Origin of the sequence: uncultured Cyclobacterium sp. (genome assembly GCF_963976465.1) — a bacterium.
Classification (GTDB): Bacteria; Bacteroidota; Bacteroidia; order Cytophagales; family Cyclobacteriaceae; genus Cyclobacterium.
This window is the reverse complement of record NZ_CAXBOC010000001.1, coordinates 11899-29200: the sequence shown is the minus strand read 5'-3', so window position 1 is coordinate 29200 and position 17302 is coordinate 11899. Positions and strand designations below refer to the sequence as shown.

General features: G+C 40.7%; 18 protein-coding genes. 10 read left to right on the top strand and 8 right to left on the bottom strand.

Features of this window, described 5'->3' with window-relative positions; genetic code table 11:
- Nucleotides 1–226: 226 nt before the first annotated feature.
- A complete protein-coding gene (locus AAC037_RS00130; protein WP_339900721.1) occupies nt 227–985 on the top strand; it encodes an SDR family NAD(P)-dependent oxidoreductase in 759 nt (252 codons plus the stop codon).
- On the opposite strand, the gene AAC037_RS00125 is transcribed toward AAC037_RS00130, so the two are convergent.
- From AAC037_RS00125 to dxs, 3 genes are all read right to left on the bottom strand, one after another.
- A complete protein-coding gene (locus tag AAC037_RS00125) occupies nt 982–1752 on the bottom strand; it encodes an alpha/beta hydrolase (protein ID WP_339900720.1) in 771 nt (256 codons plus the stop codon). The two genes, AAC037_RS00130 and AAC037_RS00125, sit on opposite strands and share 4 nt — an antisense overlap.
- Nucleotides 1745–2899, bottom strand: coding sequence for a cellulase family glycosylhydrolase (locus AAC037_RS00120; protein WP_339900719.1), 1155 nt, complete (start codon nt 2897–2899; stop codon nt 1745–1747). The genes AAC037_RS00125 and AAC037_RS00120 overlap by 8 nt, the downstream gene beginning before the upstream one ends.
- A 95-nt stretch (nt 2900–2994) precedes the next feature.
- Nucleotides 2995–4866 (bottom strand): 1-deoxy-D-xylulose-5-phosphate synthase, encoded by a 1872-nt coding sequence (gene dxs / locus AAC037_RS00115; protein WP_339900718.1) that lies wholly within the window; start codon nt 4864–4866, stop codon nt 2995–2997.
- 184 nt (nt 4867–5050) lie between these two features.
- Here dxs and AAC037_RS00110 point away from each other — a divergent pair, with 184 nt between their 5' ends.
- Nucleotides 5051–5806 carry a segregation/condensation protein A gene (locus tag AAC037_RS00110; RefSeq protein ID WP_339900716.1) on the top strand — a complete coding sequence of 252 codons (756 nt, stop codon included), beginning with the start codon at nt 5051–5053 and terminating at the stop codon, nt 5804–5806.
- Nucleotides 5803–6882 (top strand): lysylphosphatidylglycerol synthase transmembrane domain-containing protein, encoded by a 1080-nt coding sequence (locus AAC037_RS00105; protein WP_339900715.1) that lies wholly within the window; start codon nt 5803–5805, stop codon nt 6880–6882. Before AAC037_RS00110 ends, AAC037_RS00105 begins: the two co-directional genes overlap by 4 nt.
- Here AAC037_RS00105 and AAC037_RS00100 read toward each other — a convergent pair.
- Complete coding sequence (locus AAC037_RS00100; protein WP_339900713.1) at nt 6879–8249, bottom strand: glycoside hydrolase family 140 protein; 1371 nt, start codon at nt 8247–8249, stop codon at nt 6879–6881. The two genes, AAC037_RS00105 and AAC037_RS00100, sit on opposite strands and share 4 nt — an antisense overlap.
- Before the next feature lie 145 nt (nt 8250–8394).
- The gene (locus AAC037_RS00095; protein ID WP_339900712.1) at nt 8395–8811 is read right to left on the bottom strand and encodes a nucleoside-diphosphate kinase; all 417 of its coding nucleotides are present in this window, start codon (nt 8809–8811) and stop codon (nt 8395–8397) included.
- Nucleotides 8812–8992: 181 nt separating this feature from the next.
- On the opposite strand from AAC037_RS00095, the gene AAC037_RS00090 reads away from it, so the two are divergent.
- From AAC037_RS00090 to AAC037_RS00075, 4 genes are read left to right on the top strand one after another with little or no spacing between them, the layout of a single operon-like run.
- Nucleotides 8993–10042: a bifunctional oligoribonuclease/PAP phosphatase NrnA gene (locus AAC037_RS00090; protein ID WP_339900711.1), complete on the top strand. Its 1050-nt coding sequence runs from the start codon at nt 8993–8995 to the stop codon at nt 10040–10042.
- A complete protein-coding gene (locus AAC037_RS00085) occupies nt 10026–10955 on the top strand; it encodes an FKBP-type peptidyl-prolyl cis-trans isomerase (RefSeq protein WP_339900710.1) in 930 nt (309 codons plus the stop codon). The genes AAC037_RS00090 and AAC037_RS00085 overlap by 17 nt, the downstream gene beginning before the upstream one ends.
- A gap of 46 nt (nt 10956–11001) precedes the next feature.
- Entirely contained in the window at nt 11002–11547 is a 546-nt protein-coding gene (locus AAC037_RS00080; protein ID WP_339900709.1) for an FKBP-type peptidyl-prolyl cis-trans isomerase, read from the top strand.
- 15 nt (nt 11548–11562) lie between these two features.
- Nucleotides 11563–12123 carry an FKBP-type peptidyl-prolyl cis-trans isomerase gene (locus AAC037_RS00075; RefSeq protein WP_339900708.1) on the top strand — a complete coding sequence of 187 codons (561 nt, stop codon included), beginning with the start codon at nt 11563–11565 and terminating at the stop codon, nt 12121–12123.
- A 119-nt stretch (nt 12124–12242) separates the two neighbouring features.
- Here AAC037_RS00075 and guaB read toward each other — a convergent pair whose 3' ends face one another.
- The 3 genes from guaB to AAC037_RS00060 all read right to left on the bottom strand — a co-directional run bounded on the left by guaB (nt 12243) and on the right by AAC037_RS00060 (nt 15558).
- Entirely contained in the window at nt 12243–13721 is a 1479-nt protein-coding gene (gene guaB, locus AAC037_RS00070; RefSeq protein WP_339900707.1) for an IMP dehydrogenase, read from the bottom strand.
- A 131-nt stretch (nt 13722–13852) separates the two neighbouring features.
- Nucleotides 13853–14512, bottom strand: a complete 660-nt coding sequence (locus AAC037_RS00065) for an SGNH/GDSL hydrolase family protein (protein WP_339900706.1) — start codon at nt 14510–14512, stop codon at nt 13853–13855.
- Nucleotides 14512–15558, bottom strand: a complete 1047-nt coding sequence (locus tag AAC037_RS00060) for a methyltransferase domain-containing protein (RefSeq protein WP_339900704.1) — start codon at nt 15556–15558, stop codon at nt 14512–14514. Before AAC037_RS00060 ends, AAC037_RS00065 begins: the two co-directional genes overlap by 1 nt.
- 72 nt (nt 15559–15630) lie before the next feature.
- Between AAC037_RS00060 and AAC037_RS00055 the strand changes: the two genes are divergently transcribed.
- From AAC037_RS00055 to prmC, 3 genes are read left to right on the top strand one after another with little or no spacing between them, the layout of a single operon-like run.
- Nucleotides 15631–15951 (top strand): hypothetical protein, encoded by a 321-nt coding sequence (locus AAC037_RS00055; RefSeq protein WP_303613257.1) that lies wholly within the window; start codon nt 15631–15633, stop codon nt 15949–15951.
- Nucleotides 15951–16328 carry a magnesium citrate secondary transporter gene (locus AAC037_RS00050; protein WP_339900699.1) on the top strand — a complete coding sequence of 126 codons (378 nt, stop codon included), beginning with the start codon at nt 15951–15953 and terminating at the stop codon, nt 16326–16328. Before AAC037_RS00055 ends, AAC037_RS00050 begins: the two co-directional genes overlap by 1 nt.
- A complete protein-coding gene (prmC, locus tag AAC037_RS00045) occupies nt 16325–17164 on the top strand; it encodes a peptide chain release factor N(5)-glutamine methyltransferase (RefSeq protein ID WP_339900698.1) in 840 nt (279 codons plus the stop codon). Before AAC037_RS00050 ends, prmC begins: the two co-directional genes overlap by 4 nt.
- Nucleotides 17165–17302: the final 138 nt, after the last annotated feature.

Sequence of the window (17302 nt, the reverse complement as noted above, 5' to 3'; positions counted from 1 at the left end):
AAACCCCGGCGTTCTTAAGACCCAAGAATTTATTATAATTAAAGAAATGAAATTCTAAGCCGATATAATTCTTTTAGTAATTTAAAATAATTGTCGTAAATATTGTGGCAGAAAACAAAAAAATGAGGCTGTGGCTTATAAATTTTTCTTAAATCTAATTTAGCCATAAGAAATATTCATCAGCACTTTCTTAATTTTAAAAGTAGAAATTCCAAAAATAATTTCAATGACAAAGTCTAGATATAACAATAGGGTGGCAGTAATTACCGGAGCTGCAGATGGCATAGGCAAAGCCATTGCCGAAAGATTGGCTGCTGAAGGTGCAAGTATTGCGCTTTGGGACTTCAATCAGGACAAACTACTTGCCTTAGAAAAGGAATGGCAAGAAGCAGGCCTACCGGTAAAAGCTTTTGTCGTGGACATTTCCAATGAAGCTGCAGTACAAGATGCTTATCATGCAAGCATCAGTCATTTCGGAAAACTTGACATACTGGTAAATTCCGCAGGAATAGTAGGTCCTACCCAAATAAAAATAACCGATTATGCTACTGAGGAATTTGACAAAATATATAATGTCAATTTGAGGGGCTCTTTTTTAACTGCCAAATATGCCTTAAAATATATGGAGAAGGCCCAATATGGTAGAATTCTCCTTATCGCTTCCATTGCCGGTAAAGAAGGAAACCCAAATATGGTGGGATATTCTGCCACCAAAGCAGGAGTAATAGGCTTGGTAAAGGCTTTAGGGAAAGAATATGCCACCTCCGGAATCACAGTCAATGGTTTGGCCCCTGCGGTTATTCTTACTGCCATGAACAAAGACACCGATCCGGCGCAATTAGAATATATGGCTTCAAAAATCCCCATGCAGCGCCTTGGTACTGTAGATGAAGCAGCTGCTATTGCCAGTTGGATACTATCTGAGGAAGCCAGTTTTAATACCGGTTTTGTGTTTGATTTATCCGGAGGAAGGGCTACCTACTAGCTTTTCAAGCTTTCCATAAAATCGCAAATGGCAGCTTGCGTTTTTTCCTTTTGCTCAAACATTCCCATATGTCCGCAATCCGAAAGTTGACAGAACTGATCGACAAGCTTCTTGTGGTTCAGGCTGTCTGCTAGGGATACGGCAGTGTCTTCAACCCCACAGATCATCAGTTTTGGTTTTGGAAAGGCTGCAAGAGTTTCCCTATTGTCATCTCTGTCCCGCATGGCCTTCAGGTAATTTATGATACTGTCTCGGGAAAGTAGGCTGGCATGTGCTATAAGTTGGTCAATGGCTCCCTTGCAACGATCCCTATTTTCTCTTTTGAACAGCAGTGGCAATGAGGAGCTGATAAATTTATTTACCCCGTGCTTGTTCACAAATTCTATTGTCTTTTCCCTATTATCCTTTTTCTCTTCACTGTCTGGGTATGCCGTGGAATGAAACAATCCCAACCCACTTAAGTTGAGATTTGGCAGTTGTGCCATTTCCAGGGCCAAATAACCACCAAGGGAGTGACCTATTAGGCTTGCATGGCCTATATTATTGGTTAGCATCCACTGGGCCAGTTCTTTTCCTATATCTGAAATGGTAAAGTCACCTTTATAGGCATCGCTGCTACCAAATCCCGGCAAATCAGGGCACCAGACTTCACAACTTCTCAATAGTGGCTCCACAAAATCTGTCCACATTTCTTTTGTTTCGCAAAAACCGGGAAGCAAAACGAGCGGTTGGCCCTCTCCTTTTTTCCAATAGGATATCTCAGGCATATTTCATCAATAAATTTAACAATTCCCTATCTAATTTTTCTCCGTACCAATCTTCATATGCTATATCTGTCCTTCCGGAGTTAAGCAGGCCGAAAGAGCCGGAAAACTCCCATAAACCAAAACCTATTCCATTGTCATCCAAAATGTCTAAAATATCCCCAAACCAGAATAAAAAGACTTTATGGGGAGTTTGGTTGTAACAACCCAACTCTCCGCAGTGAACACCTACCCCTTGCTCCAGCAAAGCAATCCAAGGTGCGTAATGTTTTTCCAAGTCTGCTTTGCCATAATGCCGCTCATTGTGCATGCCCGGCCAATTGGGCTCCGACAGGCTTTCAGGATCTTTAAAAACCCAAGGTGCTTTGTGATGGGAAATATGCATGGGAAAGTAACCCCGGCAACTTTGGTGCAAATCCAAATCAGCAAATTCAGGAATAGCCATGCCTCCACCTCCATTTCCATCTGCAATGACCAATCGGTTTTTATTGACGCCTTTAATTGTTTTCAGCGCAGCCTCTGCCACTTTCCTATATTCATTTATCGGCACAGGACCGCCCGGCGAATGCTGGTCATTCGGGTCAAGTCTTTTGTACGGTTCATTGACCAAATCAAAACTTAACTTCTTAGAAGATATATTTTTGTAGCGTTTGGCCCACATTTCCCAGTGGGCACAGAAGGCTTCCAAAGCTTCCTCGTCCTCCCAAAGGTTGTACGGCTCTCTAAAACCTGCATTGATACAAAACCCAGGCGCTCTGTGTAGATTTAAACTAACATGCAATCCTTGTTGGTGGCAATTGTGAACAATTTCATCAATCTCATCCAGTATTTTGTTATTGAATTGAAGTACCTCATCCGGACGTATGGGCTTGCTTCGATCAAAGGACAAATAACTTGGATAGGAAATAGGAATTCTGGCAAAATCAAAACCCCAATCGGCCATGTATTTATAATAAGCAGGTTTTGTCTTCCGTCCTTTTTCGGGAATGGGGTTAAAAAAATCCAGCAAATTAAAGCCTCGCCATTGTGGAAGCTTATTCTTTTTCTTTTCTAAGGGTTTTGTAAATGACGGCCGGCTAAGAGTCAGCGCAACAGATGCCGCCGTAGCTTTCTTCAAAAATTCCCTTCTTGGGTTTATTATATCGGACATGGAAGTAGCGGATTAAATTACTAATACATGGGTCCAATTTAAAAAAAAATGAGGAAACCGGCCGGATTTCCTCATCTATAATAAAACTGGTATTTTCAAATCTTAATTTTATCTTCCACATTTAGGTTCATCATATCTTTCACCGTTTGCAGGATTCCGGAAGCATCAAAACCGCATTCATGGTGCAATTCTATTTGCTCTCCATGTTCGATGACTTTATCAGGTATGCCCAAACGTTTTATTCTTGCCTGATAACCGTGGTCCACCGTGATCACTTTGTCAAATTTACCAAAAACCTCATGCAGCAATGACTCGTCAAGAGGTTTGACAAAACGCATGTCATAATGGGCAACGCTTAGTCCCAAAGATTCAAACTTCTCCGCATTGTCGAGCACATAATTACCAATATGCCCAATACTTAGTATGGCAATGTCTTTACCTTCGGTAATTATCCTTCCCTGACCTGTTGGTATTTTCCTTAGCGGTTTTTTCCAATCAGGCATAACACCCTGACCTCTTGGATACCTGATGGCATAAGGGGCCTGGTGTTCCGCACCTGAAAACATTAGGTTTCGCAACTCCTCTTCGTTCATAGGGGCGCTAACCACAAGATTAGGTACACAACGCAAATAAGCCAAATCATAGGCACCATGGTGAGTAGGCCCATCTGCACCGGCAAACCCCGCCCTATCCAGGCAAAGCACAACCGGCAAATCTTGAAGGCAAACATCATGAATCACCTGATCATATGCCCGCTGCATAAAGGTGCTGTAAATATTACAAAAGGGAACCAAGCCCTGAGTAGACAGTCCTGCGGAAAAAGTAACTGCATGTTGTTCTGCTATTCCCACATCAAATGATCGATCAGGAAAAGCCTTCATCATGATATTCATGGAAGATCCGGAGGGCATTGCAGGAGTAACCCCTACGATTTTATCATTCTTTTCTGCCAGCTCCACCAAGGTGTGTCCAAATACATCCTGGTATTTGGGTGCTTGGGGAGTAGTAGGTATTTTCTTAGCAATTTCTCCGGTAATTTTATCAAATTTCCCCGGAGCATGCCATTTGGTTTGGTCTTTTTCTGCGGGGGCAAAGCCTTTACCCTTTACGGTTATGCAATGAAGAATCTTTGGTCCCGGAATATCTTTAAGGTCATTGAGTACCTCCACCAGATGATTTACATCATGCCCATCTACCGGTCCGAAATAGCGCAAGTTTAAGGACTCAAATAAGTTGCTTTGTTTCAGCAAGGCAGATTTTATGGCTCCCTCCACTTTTGAAACTACATCTTGAGCACTGAATCCGAATTTACTGATTTTACCCAACAGGTGCCATACTTCGTCCTTCACTTTGTTATAAGTATGGGAGGTGGTGATGTCTGTAAGGTAATCCTTCAATGCCCCAACATTAGGGTCAATAGACATGCAATTGTCATTGAGGATAATCACCATATTACTGTCTGAAACACCGGCATGATTCATTGCTTCAAAGGCCATTCCTCCTGTCATCGCACCATCACCTATTACGGCCACATGTTGCCTTTTGGTATCCCCCTTATATTTTGAAGCCATGGCCATTCCCAGAGCAGCCGAGATGGAAGTACTGGAATGTCCTACGCCAAAAGAATCAAAAGGACTTTCTTTCCTTTTGGGAAATCCGGATAGGCCCTTGTATAGTCTATTGGTATGAAAGTCATTTCTACGGCCGGTAAGGATCTTGTGTCCATAGGCCTGATGGCCCACATCCCAAATCAACTGATCATCAGGAGTATTGAGCACATAATGCAATGCTACAGTAAGTTCTACGACGCCTAAGCCAGCACCAAAGTGACCTCCATAAACAGAAACATGGTCAATGATAAACTGTCTCAATTCATCACAGATTTGAACCAATTGGTCTTTACTGAGGTTTTTAAGGTCTTCCGGGTAATGGATTCCTCTAAGTAATTTTCCAGGTTCTATTTGCATATACTTATCTTCATTTACAGAAAACTATAACCTATTCATAGGATATAATGTTTAATATTACCAATAATTATTCAGGCCTCCATACCTTTATGGAAATTATTGACATGCCTATTGATTTAACAAGATATGTGATATCTTTGAACACAATAAGAAATACAAAAATAACAAAAAATAATCTTATCCAGTGAGTTTCGAAATCAAATTACCTTTATTCGAAGGGCCATTTGACCTTATGCTGTTTTTCATTGAGCGTGATGAACTGGATATATATGATATTCCCATATCTAAAATCACCAATGATTTTCTTGATTATATTCACCATCTGGAAAAAATGGAAATTGAAGTGGCCAGTGAATTTATATTATTTGCAGCCACTTTGATGAAAGTGAAATCGAAAATGCTACTCCCCAGGCCTGAACTTAATGAAGATGGAGAAGAAATAGATCCCCGGGAAGATCTAATTAAGCATTTATTGGAATATAAAAAATACAAGTCCGTAGTTGGCGAACTTGCAAGTATGGAAGAGGAAAGGATGTCCAAATTTGCTAGAGGCAATGTGGTGCAAGAGCTAAAGCAGATCAATCAAATCGATCAGGTGGATGCCGAACTCCAAGACCTTGACCTGTATCGCCTATTAAAAGTGTACCAAAGGGTTTTGACGAAATATGCCCATAGCCAGGATACCACAAAGCATACGGTGATTCAATATCCCTATTCCATAGAACAACAAAAATCATTGGTTTTAGATCGACTGGAAGAAAATCCCAGAATCCCTTTTTCAGATTTTATTGTCCTGAATCCAGATAAAATTTTTATTATCTATACTTTTTTAGCCATTTTAGAGCTCCTTCAGCTTACGTTGGTGACAATAAAAATAGGAGAGGGTTTTAACAATTTCTGGGTAGAACGATTAGAAGCTATACCTTTAGAAAACTTATGAAATTAGACAATAGGGAAGTATTTAAAACCTTAAATCCAAATAAGGTTTGGGTTCCTGTGTTTATTGGGATCGCCATAGTCTTTGCCATGTTTTACATGGATCCGACTGTAAATGCCCAAACTTTAAGAGGAGTTTTTGATGCTTCAATTTGGTCCATATTATTGGCAATGGTTTTTATCGTCCTACGGGATGCCGGCTACGTTTTTCGGATCAGGGAAGTAACCAATAAACACTTGACTTGGTCCAGGGCCATATATGTAATCATTTTGTGGGAATTTGCCTCAGCAGTGACTCCTTCTATTGTTGGGGGAACGGCTGTAGCTGTGTTTATCCTAAATAAAGAAGGCATTCCCCTAGGGAAAGCTTTGGCTTTCACCATGCTGACAGCCATTATGGACAATTTATTCTTTGTCTTAGGTGCGCCCATCATTTTGTTTTTAGCCCAGGGCTATATTTTCCCTGAAAGCAGAGTACTGGAAATGAGATTGGGCTCAAGCATGGAATACCTGTTTTGGGGAAGTTATACCTTGTACACCATTTATTCAGTATTAATGGCCCTGGCATTATTTTACCGTCCAAGGGTCTTCAAGTGGATAATGCTCAGGTTATTTTCAATCAAATGGCTTCGAAAATGGAAATATCAGGCCAATAATTATGGGGATCAAATCATTGAGGCTAGCAAAGAACTCAAAGGGAAGAATTTCAAATATTGGCTGATTATTATCCTTACCACCGTTTTCATTTGGTCTTCAAGGTACTTGATGCTCAACGCCCTAATATCTGCCTTTGAAACACTTTCGGTTTTCGAACACGTGGTCGTTTTTGCAAGGCAGATTATCATGTGGATCGTAATGATGATCAGCCCAACTCCCGGAAGTAGTGGAACAGCAGAGTTTTTCTTTACACAGTTCTTCAACGAATTCCTGACCGGTTATACCTTTGTCACCAGTATACTTTGGCGGATGTTTTCTTATTATCCCTATCTATTGTTAGGGGCCATCTTTTTACCCAGATGGGTGAGGCAAGTGTTTTTCAAGAAAAAAAGTGAAAATAAGGAAGCAAGGAAGTCCGACTAAATGGCATCCAAAACCATCACCCAATCGTGTCCCTTTCCGCCTGAGCTTGGCGCCGTATAAGTAAATGATGGAGAACTGCTGACAAATCCGGCATCAGTCCAGGCACCTGTTCGTGGGTCATACCATGAACATTTCAAGGTTTTGGATTTCATGATGGAGGTGTTTAAGGTGACTGTTTTTCCGGTGGGAATATAGATCATCGCATAACTTCCCTCCTGATCTCTGGTAGCTATTACATAACTTTCATCATCTTCCTGTTTATCAACCACCATGTTCTGATCCGGGATCCTGGTTAAGAAAGGCCTACTCAACATCAAATTTTTGAGGTGTTGAACTTGTGTAGCCATGGGGAGGTCCAAGGCAACTTTCCATGGTCTCAAGGGAAAGTTGATTCCTTCCCGCTCCGGCGTAAACATCTGCCAGACTGCATGACAGCCATAGGACTGACCAAATCCGCCGGCAAAAACATTCCAATACATAATTCTGCGAATATCCTCCGGTATGCTGTGCCCCAATTCCTCCGGCTTAAAACAATTGGGATGATCTTCGTAAAGTGGTTCCCCATCAATGGTGGGTTTAATGGGTATTAGATTATAATCATGTGTGATCTTTTTATAGGTCGCTTGATTCGGGCAAGGGCCCGTTTGATGCATATTAAAGTCCAGCCACTTGTCTTGATGAAACCAATTGCTTGACCCTCCCGGAGCTGAAGGCTGGGGGTGAAAGGTCATCAGGGTGTTTTCATTGCCTCCGGTCTGGCTGGCAATACCTTTGGCCATTGCACGCCATATATCAATATCTGTGCTGTTCTCTCTTGGGTTTCTATCCCCTCCAATAACCCATATCACATTAGTGAAATCCTTGAATCGATTGCCTATCCACCTACCAAATACCTCCGCATTCTCCACATTAAAAACCTCAGGGCCTACACCCCAACCCTTCTTAAAGACCTTATCTCCCCAAGTCGGCAGCAAGGCAACATATAAGCCTTTAGCCTCTGCCTTTTTCAATACTTCAGCGATATAATCAAAATAGCGGGGATTTGGTTGAGTGGGGTCATTTTCAAATAAAGGGGTCTCTCCCAAGGCATTTGGGCTGTTTAATCCATCAATTTCTGCCAGAGCGACCGCCTGAATTACATTGAACCCTTGTTCTGCTCTTTTATTTAGGTAGTAGTCTATCTCCTCATCATCACATCTATGGAATAACTCCCAGGCTGTATCTGCCATCCAAAAAAAGGGGCTGCCATCTTCAGTAACAAGAAACCTTTGATTGTCAGCGATTTTTATTCTAGGTAAAGACGCTTGAGAAAAACTTAGGGTAGCAAGGGTTAACAGAAAAAATAGCGAAGAAATTAGTTTTTTCATGGCATATCAGGTTTATCTGTTGCCAATTTAAAAAAAATCCTTTAAGGCTTTGATTTTTAATCTGATGAATCAACAGCAATTGTTAAAAAATCTTAAATTTTTCTATCCCTCTCAGAATCCGAGAGGGATAGAAAACAAATTCACTTTATTTTTCAAATGCATTAAAAAAGAAGCTTCCTTCGATTTCAGCATTTTCATCAGAGTCGGATCCATGAACAGCATTGGCTTCAATGGAGGTAGCATATAATTTTCTAATGGTGCCTTCCTCAGCATCATCAGGATTGGTCGCGCCTATTAATTTTCTAAAATCGGCAATGGCATTGTCTTTTTCTAAAATTGCAGCAATAATGGGCCCTGAAGACATATACTTACACAATGCGCTGTAAAAGGGTCTTTCTTCATGAACTTTGTAAAATTCTCCAGCCAATTCTTCATTCAATTGGGTTTTTTTCAAAGCAATGATTTTGAATCCTGCCTCTTCAATCATTTTTAAGATTGCTCCTGAATTCCCAGCACCGAAGGCATCAGGCTTGATCATTGTAAACGTTCTATTGTTAGCCATAAAATTTTATTTGGATTATTAGTTATGGCTGTAAAATTAATCCTTTTAAGTTAAAGTGCGAAAGTTTAAAACAGATAATAAATAAAGTCTATCTTTCGATAAAATAGGAATTGGGAATTTCAGAAAATTATATGGAACTTTGTCATCTGTGTTTTTTAAATACGGTACTCAATTATTACACATGCAGAATATAAATCTATTTAAAGAACAGATTTCTTCAGCTTCGTCCAAAAAGATTATAATCACAACCCATCATAAACCTGACGCAGATGCGCTTGGATCTTCATTAGCTTTAGCCGGCTATTTAAATAAGAAAAAACACCAGGTAGAAGTAATTACGCCGTCAGATTATCCTGTTTTCCTTCATTGGATGAAAGGGAATGATGAAGTGATAAATTATGAAGACCCTGAGCAAGTTGAGAAAGCTGAAAAATTGATTGCTGAGGCAGATATTATATTCTGCTTGGACTTCTGTTGTCTTAGTCGACTTCAAAAAATGGAAGATTCCGTGCGTCAATCCAAAGCTTATATTGTCAATATAGACCACCATCAGGAACCGGAAGACTTTGCGGATTTCAGCTTTTGCAGCACTGAAGCAGCAGCTACTTGTGAGTTATTGTATGACTTAATGGTAAAGGTAGGGGATAGAGATCTAATCGATAAGGACATTGCTGAATGCCTTTATTCGGGCATCATGACCGATACAGGAGGGTTCAGACATCCCAATACCACCAAAAATGTACATTTAGTAACAGCGGAATTAATCGATCTGGGGGCTGACAACTCCAAGATTGCTCGGTTAATATATGATACTTACTCAGTAAATCGACTAAAATTTTTAGGATTTGCCCTTACCAGAAGGTTGACTATTTTACCGGAACTTAACACTGCTTTTTTTGCTATAAGTAAAAAGGACCTGAGGAAATACCAATCCCAAACCGGAGATACAGAAGGTCTTGTAAATTATGCCCTTTCTTTGGATGGAATTAAAATAGCAGCCTTATTTACAGAAAGGAAAGATGGAGTCAAAATCTCTTTTCGTTCTGCTGAAGACGTATCTGTAAATAAATTTGCAGCCAAATACTTTAATGGAGGTGGTCATAAAAATGCTTCCGGCGGTATTTCAGATGTAAATTTAGAACAAACCGTAGATCGGTTTAAAGAATTAATAAAAGAAAACAAACAAATCTTATTTAATCAATTAGAATTAGTCGATGAAAAAAATCAATAATTTAGTTTTTGGTGCCTTGGTGTTGGCATCTAGTTCCCTGTTGTACTCTTGTGAGAAAACAGAAACAACCTCGGACGGAATAGAATACCGATATGTATCACAAGGTGACAAAGAAACCAAAGACGGAGAATTTGTCGTTTACCACTTTACTGCCAAAACCGGAAGTGACTCCTTGTTTATTTCCAGTTATGATCAGCCAATGCCTCCTTATTTGCAGCATTTAGATACTGCAACAGCCAGAACAGGCGTTGATGAGATTTTCCTAAATCTTAACAATGGTGACAGTATCGTAATTACTTCTACTGCAGAAAAAATCTTCACTCCTGAGGGCGTGCCTCCATTCTTGGAAAATGACGAAACAGTAACCATACAGATAGGTGTGGTAAATGTATTGGAAGAAGAAGTATTCCAAGACTACTTCAATGACCTCGCTGCCGAAGGACAAAGAAAACAGGCTGAAGAAGCTAAAGTTCAATTGGAAGATGATATCCAATCCATAGAAAGCTATATTTCTGAAAATAATTTGGACGCTGACAAGACAGAATCAGGTGTTTATTACGTCATAGAGAAAGAAGGTTCAGGTGCACAAATAGAACAAGGAGACGAAATCTCTGTAAACTATACCGGTTATGTGCTTGATGGTACTGTATTCGATACCAGTATTGAAAGCAAAGCCAAAGATGCAGGAACCTATACAGAAGGAAGACCTTACGAACCATTTACATTCAGTGTAGGCCAAGGAATGGTTATTCCGGGTTGGGATGAAGGTCTTCAATTGTTAAAAAAGGGTTCAAAAGCCAAGTTATTGATTCCTTCTCCACTAGCCTATGGGCCTAGTCAAAGAGGAGCAGTAATTGTACCTAACTCTATTTTAATATTTGACGTGGAAGTAACTGACGTAAAAAAGCAGTAATTCCTTAAAGCCTGCTTTTGTAACTATTATTATATACATACCTACCATGATTAGAAATATTAAGTATTTGGCATTCATGCCTCTTTTCGCTGTTTTACTTTCCTGTGTCTCGGAAGAGGAAAATTTGGACGTGATTTTTCAAGAAGATCTCGATAAAATTGAAACCTATATTCAGAATTTCCCGGACGAATACATGAAAAAGGAGGAAATAGAAGGGACAGGTATTGTACTTTTGTTTACAGAAGTGGTAGAAGAAGGTGAAGTAGCAGCTTACGGGGATACTTTGGCTGTGGATTATACCGGTATGCTACTGGACGGTACGGTGTTTGACTCTTCTATTGAGCAAACAGCAAGAGACAATGGTCTCTATAGCGAATCCAGAACCTACGAACCCTATGAACTAGTGCTTGGAGTGTCGGATGTTATCCAAGGTTGGCATGGAGCTCTTTCTTTAATGAAGGAAGGAGAGAAAGCTACGGCACTTATTCCATCTTATTATGGTTATGGAACTCAGGGAGCAGGTTCTATCCCACCAAATTCTGTTTTGGTTTTTGAATTAGACCTGACTGAAAACAGACCTTATCAACCTTAAACAAATAGCTAAAGGATGAGTACAAAGCAATTAATTATTATTTTCTGTCTGGCCATTGTCAGTTTTTCTTGTGATGACAATTTGAGTGGCTATGGCTATCCTACCTATGACACGGAAGGAAATTTAGCCATTGACAGGGAAAAAATTGATACCTATTTAGAAACTGCTCAATATGACAGCCTTTATAGGATCCACGATCCTTCGGGAGTGGTGGTCATCGTGACAGAGGAAGGAACCGGGTCAAGACCTGTTTCAGGGAATGTGGTTTATACCAATTACACCGGTTATTTGCTGGATGGGACTGTTTTTGACTCCAACCTTGAAGACGTGGCCATGGAAAATGATATTTATGATGAAGACAGAAATTACGATATATTTTCTTTCTTCCTTGGGCAAAGTACTTCTAATGGAGGGGCCATTCAAGGCTTTACTTATGGATTTCAAAGAATTCGAAGTGGCGCGAAAGCTACCATTATCATCCCATCCCCCTATGCCTATCAAGACAATGAGAACGTTGCAAGGGTTCCGGCCAACTCCGTGTTGGTTTTTGATGTCGCCTTTCTAGGCATGGATTAAACTCGAAATAGGCAATAGAAAATCTATTTCATAATCCGGATTAAAAATCCCTTTTATACATTAAAAAAGGCCGGTGGAAAATTTCCACCGGCCTTTTTTATTATTATAAATGTCCCGTATTAAGATTTGGCACTATAGTTCGGTGCTTCTCTTGTTATGTTGATGTCATGAGGATGTGACTCCCTTACTCCGGCAGCTGTGATCTTGACAAATTTTCCTTTCTCTCTGAGGTCATCTATGGTAGCTGTTCCGCAATAACCCATGCCTGCCTGCAAGCCTCCTACCATTTGGTACAGCACTTCTGAAACCAGGCCTTTGAAAGCTATTCGTCCCACTATGCCTTCAGGTACCAGTTTCTTAATGTTTTCTTCGGCATCTTGGAAATAACGATCTTTGGATCCCGATTCCATGGCCTCTAGAGAGCCCATACCGCGGTAAGATTTAAATTTCCTTCCGTCAAAGATTATTATCTCTCCGGGTGCTTCCTCAGTTCCAGCAAGGATAGAACCGATCATTACTGAAGCAGCTCCTGCAGCCAAGGCTTTTACAATATCTCCGGAATATCGAATTCCTCCATCTGCAATAACAGGAACATCTCTTCCTTTCAAGGCATTTGAACACTCCATGACAGCGGACAGTTGAGGCATACCCACACCGGCAATTACCCTAGTGGTACAAATACTACCCGGCCCAACGCCCACTTTTACTCCATCGGCCCCCGCATCTGCCAAAGCTATGGCGGCTTCTGCAGTGGCGATGTTCCCAACAATCACATCAAGGTCTGGGAATATGGTTTTGATCTTTTTACAAGTCTCAATCACTCCTTTGGAATGGCCATGAGCGGTATCAATACTAATAACATCTACTCCTGCATTTACCAAGGCTCCCACTCTTTGCTCTATATCAGCCGTAACACCTACTGCAGCGCCTACACGTAATCGGCCAAAACTATCCTTACACGCATGAGGTTTATCTCTGCGCTTTAGGATATCCTTATAAGTAATTAAGCCGGTCAACTTATAGTCTTCATCCACTATAGGCAACTTCTCGATTTTGTATTCTTGAAGGACTTCTTCTGCCTCTTCTAACGTAATCCCTGCTTTTGCAGTGATTAGCTTTTCCATGGTCATGATCTCCTTTACCGGTCGACTTAGGTCCTTGATAAATCGTAAATCCCTATTGGTGATGATTCCTTTGAGAAACCTGTTCTCATCTACTACAGGAATACCGCCAATATTGTATTCACTCATTATGGCTTCTGCATCTTTTACCTTAGCATCGATGTCTAAGGTAATGGGATCCAAGATCATTCCACTTTGAGATCTTTTTACCTTTCTTACCTGAGCTGCCTGCTTTTCGATGGTCATGTTTTTGTGAATAAAACCAAGCCCGCCTTCTAAGGCAATGGCAATGGCCAATTCAGCTTCAGTAACAGTGTCCATGGCTGCAGAAACCAATGGAATTTCCAATTGAATGTTTTTGGTAAGGCGCGTAGAAGTGGAGGTGTCGCGGGGAAGTACCTCGGAATATCCTGGTACTAAAAGCACATCATCATAGGTGAGTGCTTCGAAGAGAAATTTATCTGTGTTTGGATTCATGGCAAATGGTTAAATACCCTATTTGCCCGTCAAAGATACAATGAATTTAACATGCGAATCAATTTTTTTCTAAAAAAAATGTTAAAAAAATTAAATTTGTCTCTGCTAAAAGGAATAATCTTTGGAGAGAGTCATTGTTCCATATCCTTAACGGCCTTGGACAAAGCTGCACTTATGCCCCTCATTCCTCGGTCATTTGGATGAGAAGCCACCGCTTGATTTTCGAATTTTCCAATAGCCATATTATCAGGATCTGCCCCTAAGTCACTAATATCAACTACCTTCCATAAATTTTCATTGGCAGCATGAATCAATTGTTCATTCACTAGGGGTCTTGGCCAGAAAGTAGTCGTCACAATATATTTTGTATCCTCTCCTCCAAGATAAAAGGCAAATTCCTCAATGGCCTCGGCTAAATTCCAATTTGAAATTTCTCCATCTTCTATATTCTCCCCCAGCCTAATGATAATTATATCTGCATCAAAGGCTTTCAGGTGAGCATATTGTTCAAAGTTTAATGTTTCAAAGCCTCTTTCAAAAGGATACACATTCTCACGCATCATATACAATTGAGACGTTAGGTTTTGTAAATCGGCTTTCAATAATGCAAAATAATCCTGCTCGGGGCCACTGGCAGCCATGCCCCAATTGGCATTCCAACCTATGGAAGAATCCGGTGGGTGGATGGTGATACTGTTGCCTATCACCAATATTTTGTGTGAGGAAAGAGGTTTTTCGCTTGTCTCACATGATACTATTACTAAAATTAGCCCCAGTAAAAATGACCTCATTATTTTTTCTTTCTCAATTTGGCAATATAAAACCCATCAAAGCCACTTTCATGGGAAAGCACCTGAGTTTCTTCCATGAGTTCAAATTGCTGACCATTTTCACTGTTTAGGAAAGCCTCCACTTGCTTGTGATTTTCAGAAGGAAGAATACTACAAGTAGCATAAATCATAATTCCACCCGGTTTGAGCATGGAGGGATACTGAAACAAGATCTCTTTTTGTAAGGCTTCTACTTTTGCTATGGATGCCGGGTTGAGCTTCCACTTGGTATCCGGATTTCTCTTTAAAACTCCCAAGCCAGAACAAGGAACGTCTAACAACAAACGGTCAGCACTTTCATGAAGCCTTTTAATGGTTTTGTTACTCTCAATGGCCTTGGTTTCCATTATTGAAATCCCTGCTCTTCTGGCTCTTAACTTGGCATTTTTTAACTTCCAGGCTTCTGTATCCATGGCCAAAATCCTGCCTTTGTTCTGCATCAAGGCCGCCAAATGTAAGGCTTTACCTCCTGCACCTGAACAGGCATCGATCACCCTCATACCTGGCTCCACTTCCAAAGCTGCAGCTACCATTTGCGAAGAAGCATCCTGTACCTCAAATAGCCCCTCTTTAAATAGTGGTGTCCGGAACACATTCTTGCGCTTTAGCAAAACCAAAGCATCAGGATATTCTTTTGGAACATATGCTTTTACTTCCAGTTCCTCCAGTTTATTTTTGAGCTCAGTGCGCTGTGTCTTAAGCGTATTGGCACGCAATACCACCTGCGCTTGTTCATTTAGACTGGCCAATTCGGGCTCCCAATTGTCACCCAATTGTGCAGCTCCCATTTCATCTAACCAATCCGGTATGGACTGCAACACGGCCCGGTCTTCTATCTTAGACCTATGTTGCCTGATTTTCTCTCCATTGATACCTTTGAACTCTCTCCAATCGGGCAAGACCCTGTCATGCAATACCCAATAGGTACCGAACCAGTAATGGTTATTGTCAAATATTTCTTCCAACGCTTTGACCACTGCGTTAACTGTATTTGGAAAGAGCTTCATATAGGCATTTTTAATTTAACCACAAATATAGAAAATATGTACGGGGAATATGCCCAAGAAGCATAAGAGGAGTTGGCAGAAGATGGATATTTTGGTATTTTTGCTGCTATGGGAGAAAAAAAATGCCCAAATTGTGGAAAATGGACTGAATGGAATCAAAACCTGACAGATACCTGCGAACATTGCGGTGAAATACTCGGAAAGGAAGAATTGGCCTTCGAAGAAAAAAGAGCTGCTCAAAAGAAAGTCAATGAAGAACAGTGGATTTTCTACATTAAGGAAAGCGACAGTGCATTTGTAAAGAAATCCAAAATAGTGGGTAATTTCTTTTATAGCCTATATATCACCATTATCACAATAATTGCTTGGCTGATAGCTGCTTTGCCCGGATAATGTCGGTGCTCAAAAATCCCTTCTTCTGGTTTCCATGTATACTATTCTGGGCCAATCAGTACCTTGAAAAGATTCAAGGCCTGTTTTTGCCACTTTTGCACAGTTACCTGGATGACCTCCTTGCCATACCGGTGGTCCTTGGCATTACCTTACAAGCGTTTAGGTGGATGCATCAAGACCCTACACAACTGGTCTTCACCAAAAAGCAAATCATCATTGGCCTGGTATACTTTGGTCTATTATTCGAAGGGTTCCTGCCCGCTTGGTCTTCTGTGTATGTTCGAGACCCCTTGGATTTGGTTTGTTATGCTATAGGGGCTATTTATTTTTGGTTTTTCATCAATAACAAAGGGATCGGTAACCCAATTAAAAAATGAATTTAAGAGACGTATACAAGGCCTATGTAAGCCAATTAACCTCCCTTTATCCGGAAACTGAAGCACGAAGTCTGGTGATGTGGCTTTTCGAAGCCTATTTGTCTGTGGACCGTAAAGATGTATTAAATAAAAAACCCATTCCTTTAGTTCCTGAAAACTTAGAAAATGCCATGGCCAAATTAATGGCTGGTGAACCCATACAATACATATTGGCAAAAGCACCGTTTTATGGAAGAGAATTTAGGGTTGGCCCCGGTGTACTGATTCCCAGAAATGAGACCGAAGAACTGGTCCAACTGATTCTACAAAACCACAAAGGAAAAATGAAAGTCCTTGACCTTGGGACAGGCTCTGGTTGCATTGCCATATCCTTGGCGCTGGAATGGGCAGAAGCGGAGGTATCGGCCCTAGATATTAGTGAGCAAGCTTTGGCCATCGCCAAACACAATGCAGCAAAACATGGAGCAAAGCTCAATTTTATCAAAGCTGATGTTTTGAATAAAGATTTGCATTTGGATCAATATGACCTTATGGTCAGCAACCCTCCCTATGTGTTGGAAAAAGAACGTGCCTTGATGCAAGCCAATGTGCTGAAACATGAGCCTGAATTGGCTTTGTTTGTACCCAATGAGGACCCCTTGCGCTTCTACAAAGCCATATGCCTTCATGCCAAAGAATCTCTCAACCCTAATGGCTTCCTGTATTTTGAAATCAATGAAGCTTTTGGTCCGGAAGTCGTTTCCATGATGAACAGTGAAGGCTTTGGAGAAGTCCGGCTTATCCGGGACATCAACGGAAAGGATCGCATCGTTTATGGCCAAGTCCGGCAAGCATAATCTTAAAACTTAAAATCCGGATTGTAAATTAGGCCTCGTAATGTTGAAGTAAATGGTCTATTGCACATCTAGGGTTAAAAAGGCAGGAGAAACCTTAAATTTTGGCCATTTGGTCTATATCATATTTTTTGCTTGATT

Bases quoted from the DNA above. Each gene is read 5' to 3' on its own strand.
- AAC037_RS00130 (WP_339900721.1), top strand. From the start codon at position 227: ATGACAAAGTCTAGATATAACAATAGGGTGGCAGTAATTACCGGAGCT.
- AAC037_RS00125 (WP_339900720.1), bottom strand. From the start codon at position 1,752: ATGCCTGAGATATCCTATTGGAAAAAAGGAGAGGGCCAACCGCTCGTT.
- AAC037_RS00120 (WP_339900719.1), bottom strand. From the start codon at position 2,899: ATGTCCGATATAATAAACCCAAGAAGGGAATTTTTGAAGAAAGCTACG.
- dxs (WP_339900718.1), bottom strand. From the start codon at position 4,866: ATGCAAATAGAACCTGGAAAATTACTTAGAGGAATCCATTACCCGGAA.
- AAC037_RS00105 (WP_339900715.1), top strand. From the start codon at position 5,803: ATGAAATTAGACAATAGGGAAGTATTTAAAACCTTAAATCCAAATAAG.
- AAC037_RS00100 (WP_339900713.1), bottom strand. From the start codon at position 8,249: ATGAAAAAACTAATTTCTTCGCTATTTTTTCTGTTAACCCTTGCTACC.
- AAC037_RS00095 (WP_339900712.1), bottom strand. From the start codon at position 8,811: ATGGCTAACAATAGAACGTTTACAATGATCAAGCCTGATGCCTTCGGT.
- AAC037_RS00090 (WP_339900711.1), top strand. From the start codon at position 8,993: ATGCAGAATATAAATCTATTTAAAGAACAGATTTCTTCAGCTTCGTCC.
- AAC037_RS00085 (WP_339900710.1), top strand. From the start codon at position 10,026: ATGAAAAAAATCAATAATTTAGTTTTTGGTGCCTTGGTGTTGGCATCT.
- AAC037_RS00080 (WP_339900709.1), top strand. From the start codon at position 11,002: ATGATTAGAAATATTAAGTATTTGGCATTCATGCCTCTTTTCGCTGTT.
- AAC037_RS00075 (WP_339900708.1), top strand. From the start codon at position 11,563: ATGAGTACAAAGCAATTAATTATTATTTTCTGTCTGGCCATTGTCAGT.
- guaB (WP_339900707.1), bottom strand. From the start codon at position 13,721: ATGAATCCAAACACAGATAAATTTCTCTTCGAAGCACTCACCTATGAT.
- AAC037_RS00065 (WP_339900706.1), bottom strand. From the start codon at position 14,512: ATGAGGTCATTTTTACTGGGGCTAATTTTAGTAATAGTATCATGTGAG.
- AAC037_RS00060 (WP_339900704.1), bottom strand. From the start codon at position 15,558: ATGAAGCTCTTTCCAAATACAGTTAACGCAGTGGTCAAAGCGTTGGAA.
- AAC037_RS00050 (WP_339900699.1), top strand. From the start codon at position 15,951: ATGTCGGTGCTCAAAAATCCCTTCTTCTGGTTTCCATGTATACTATTC.
- prmC (WP_339900698.1), top strand. From the start codon at position 16,325: ATGAATTTAAGAGACGTATACAAGGCCTATGTAAGCCAATTAACCTCC.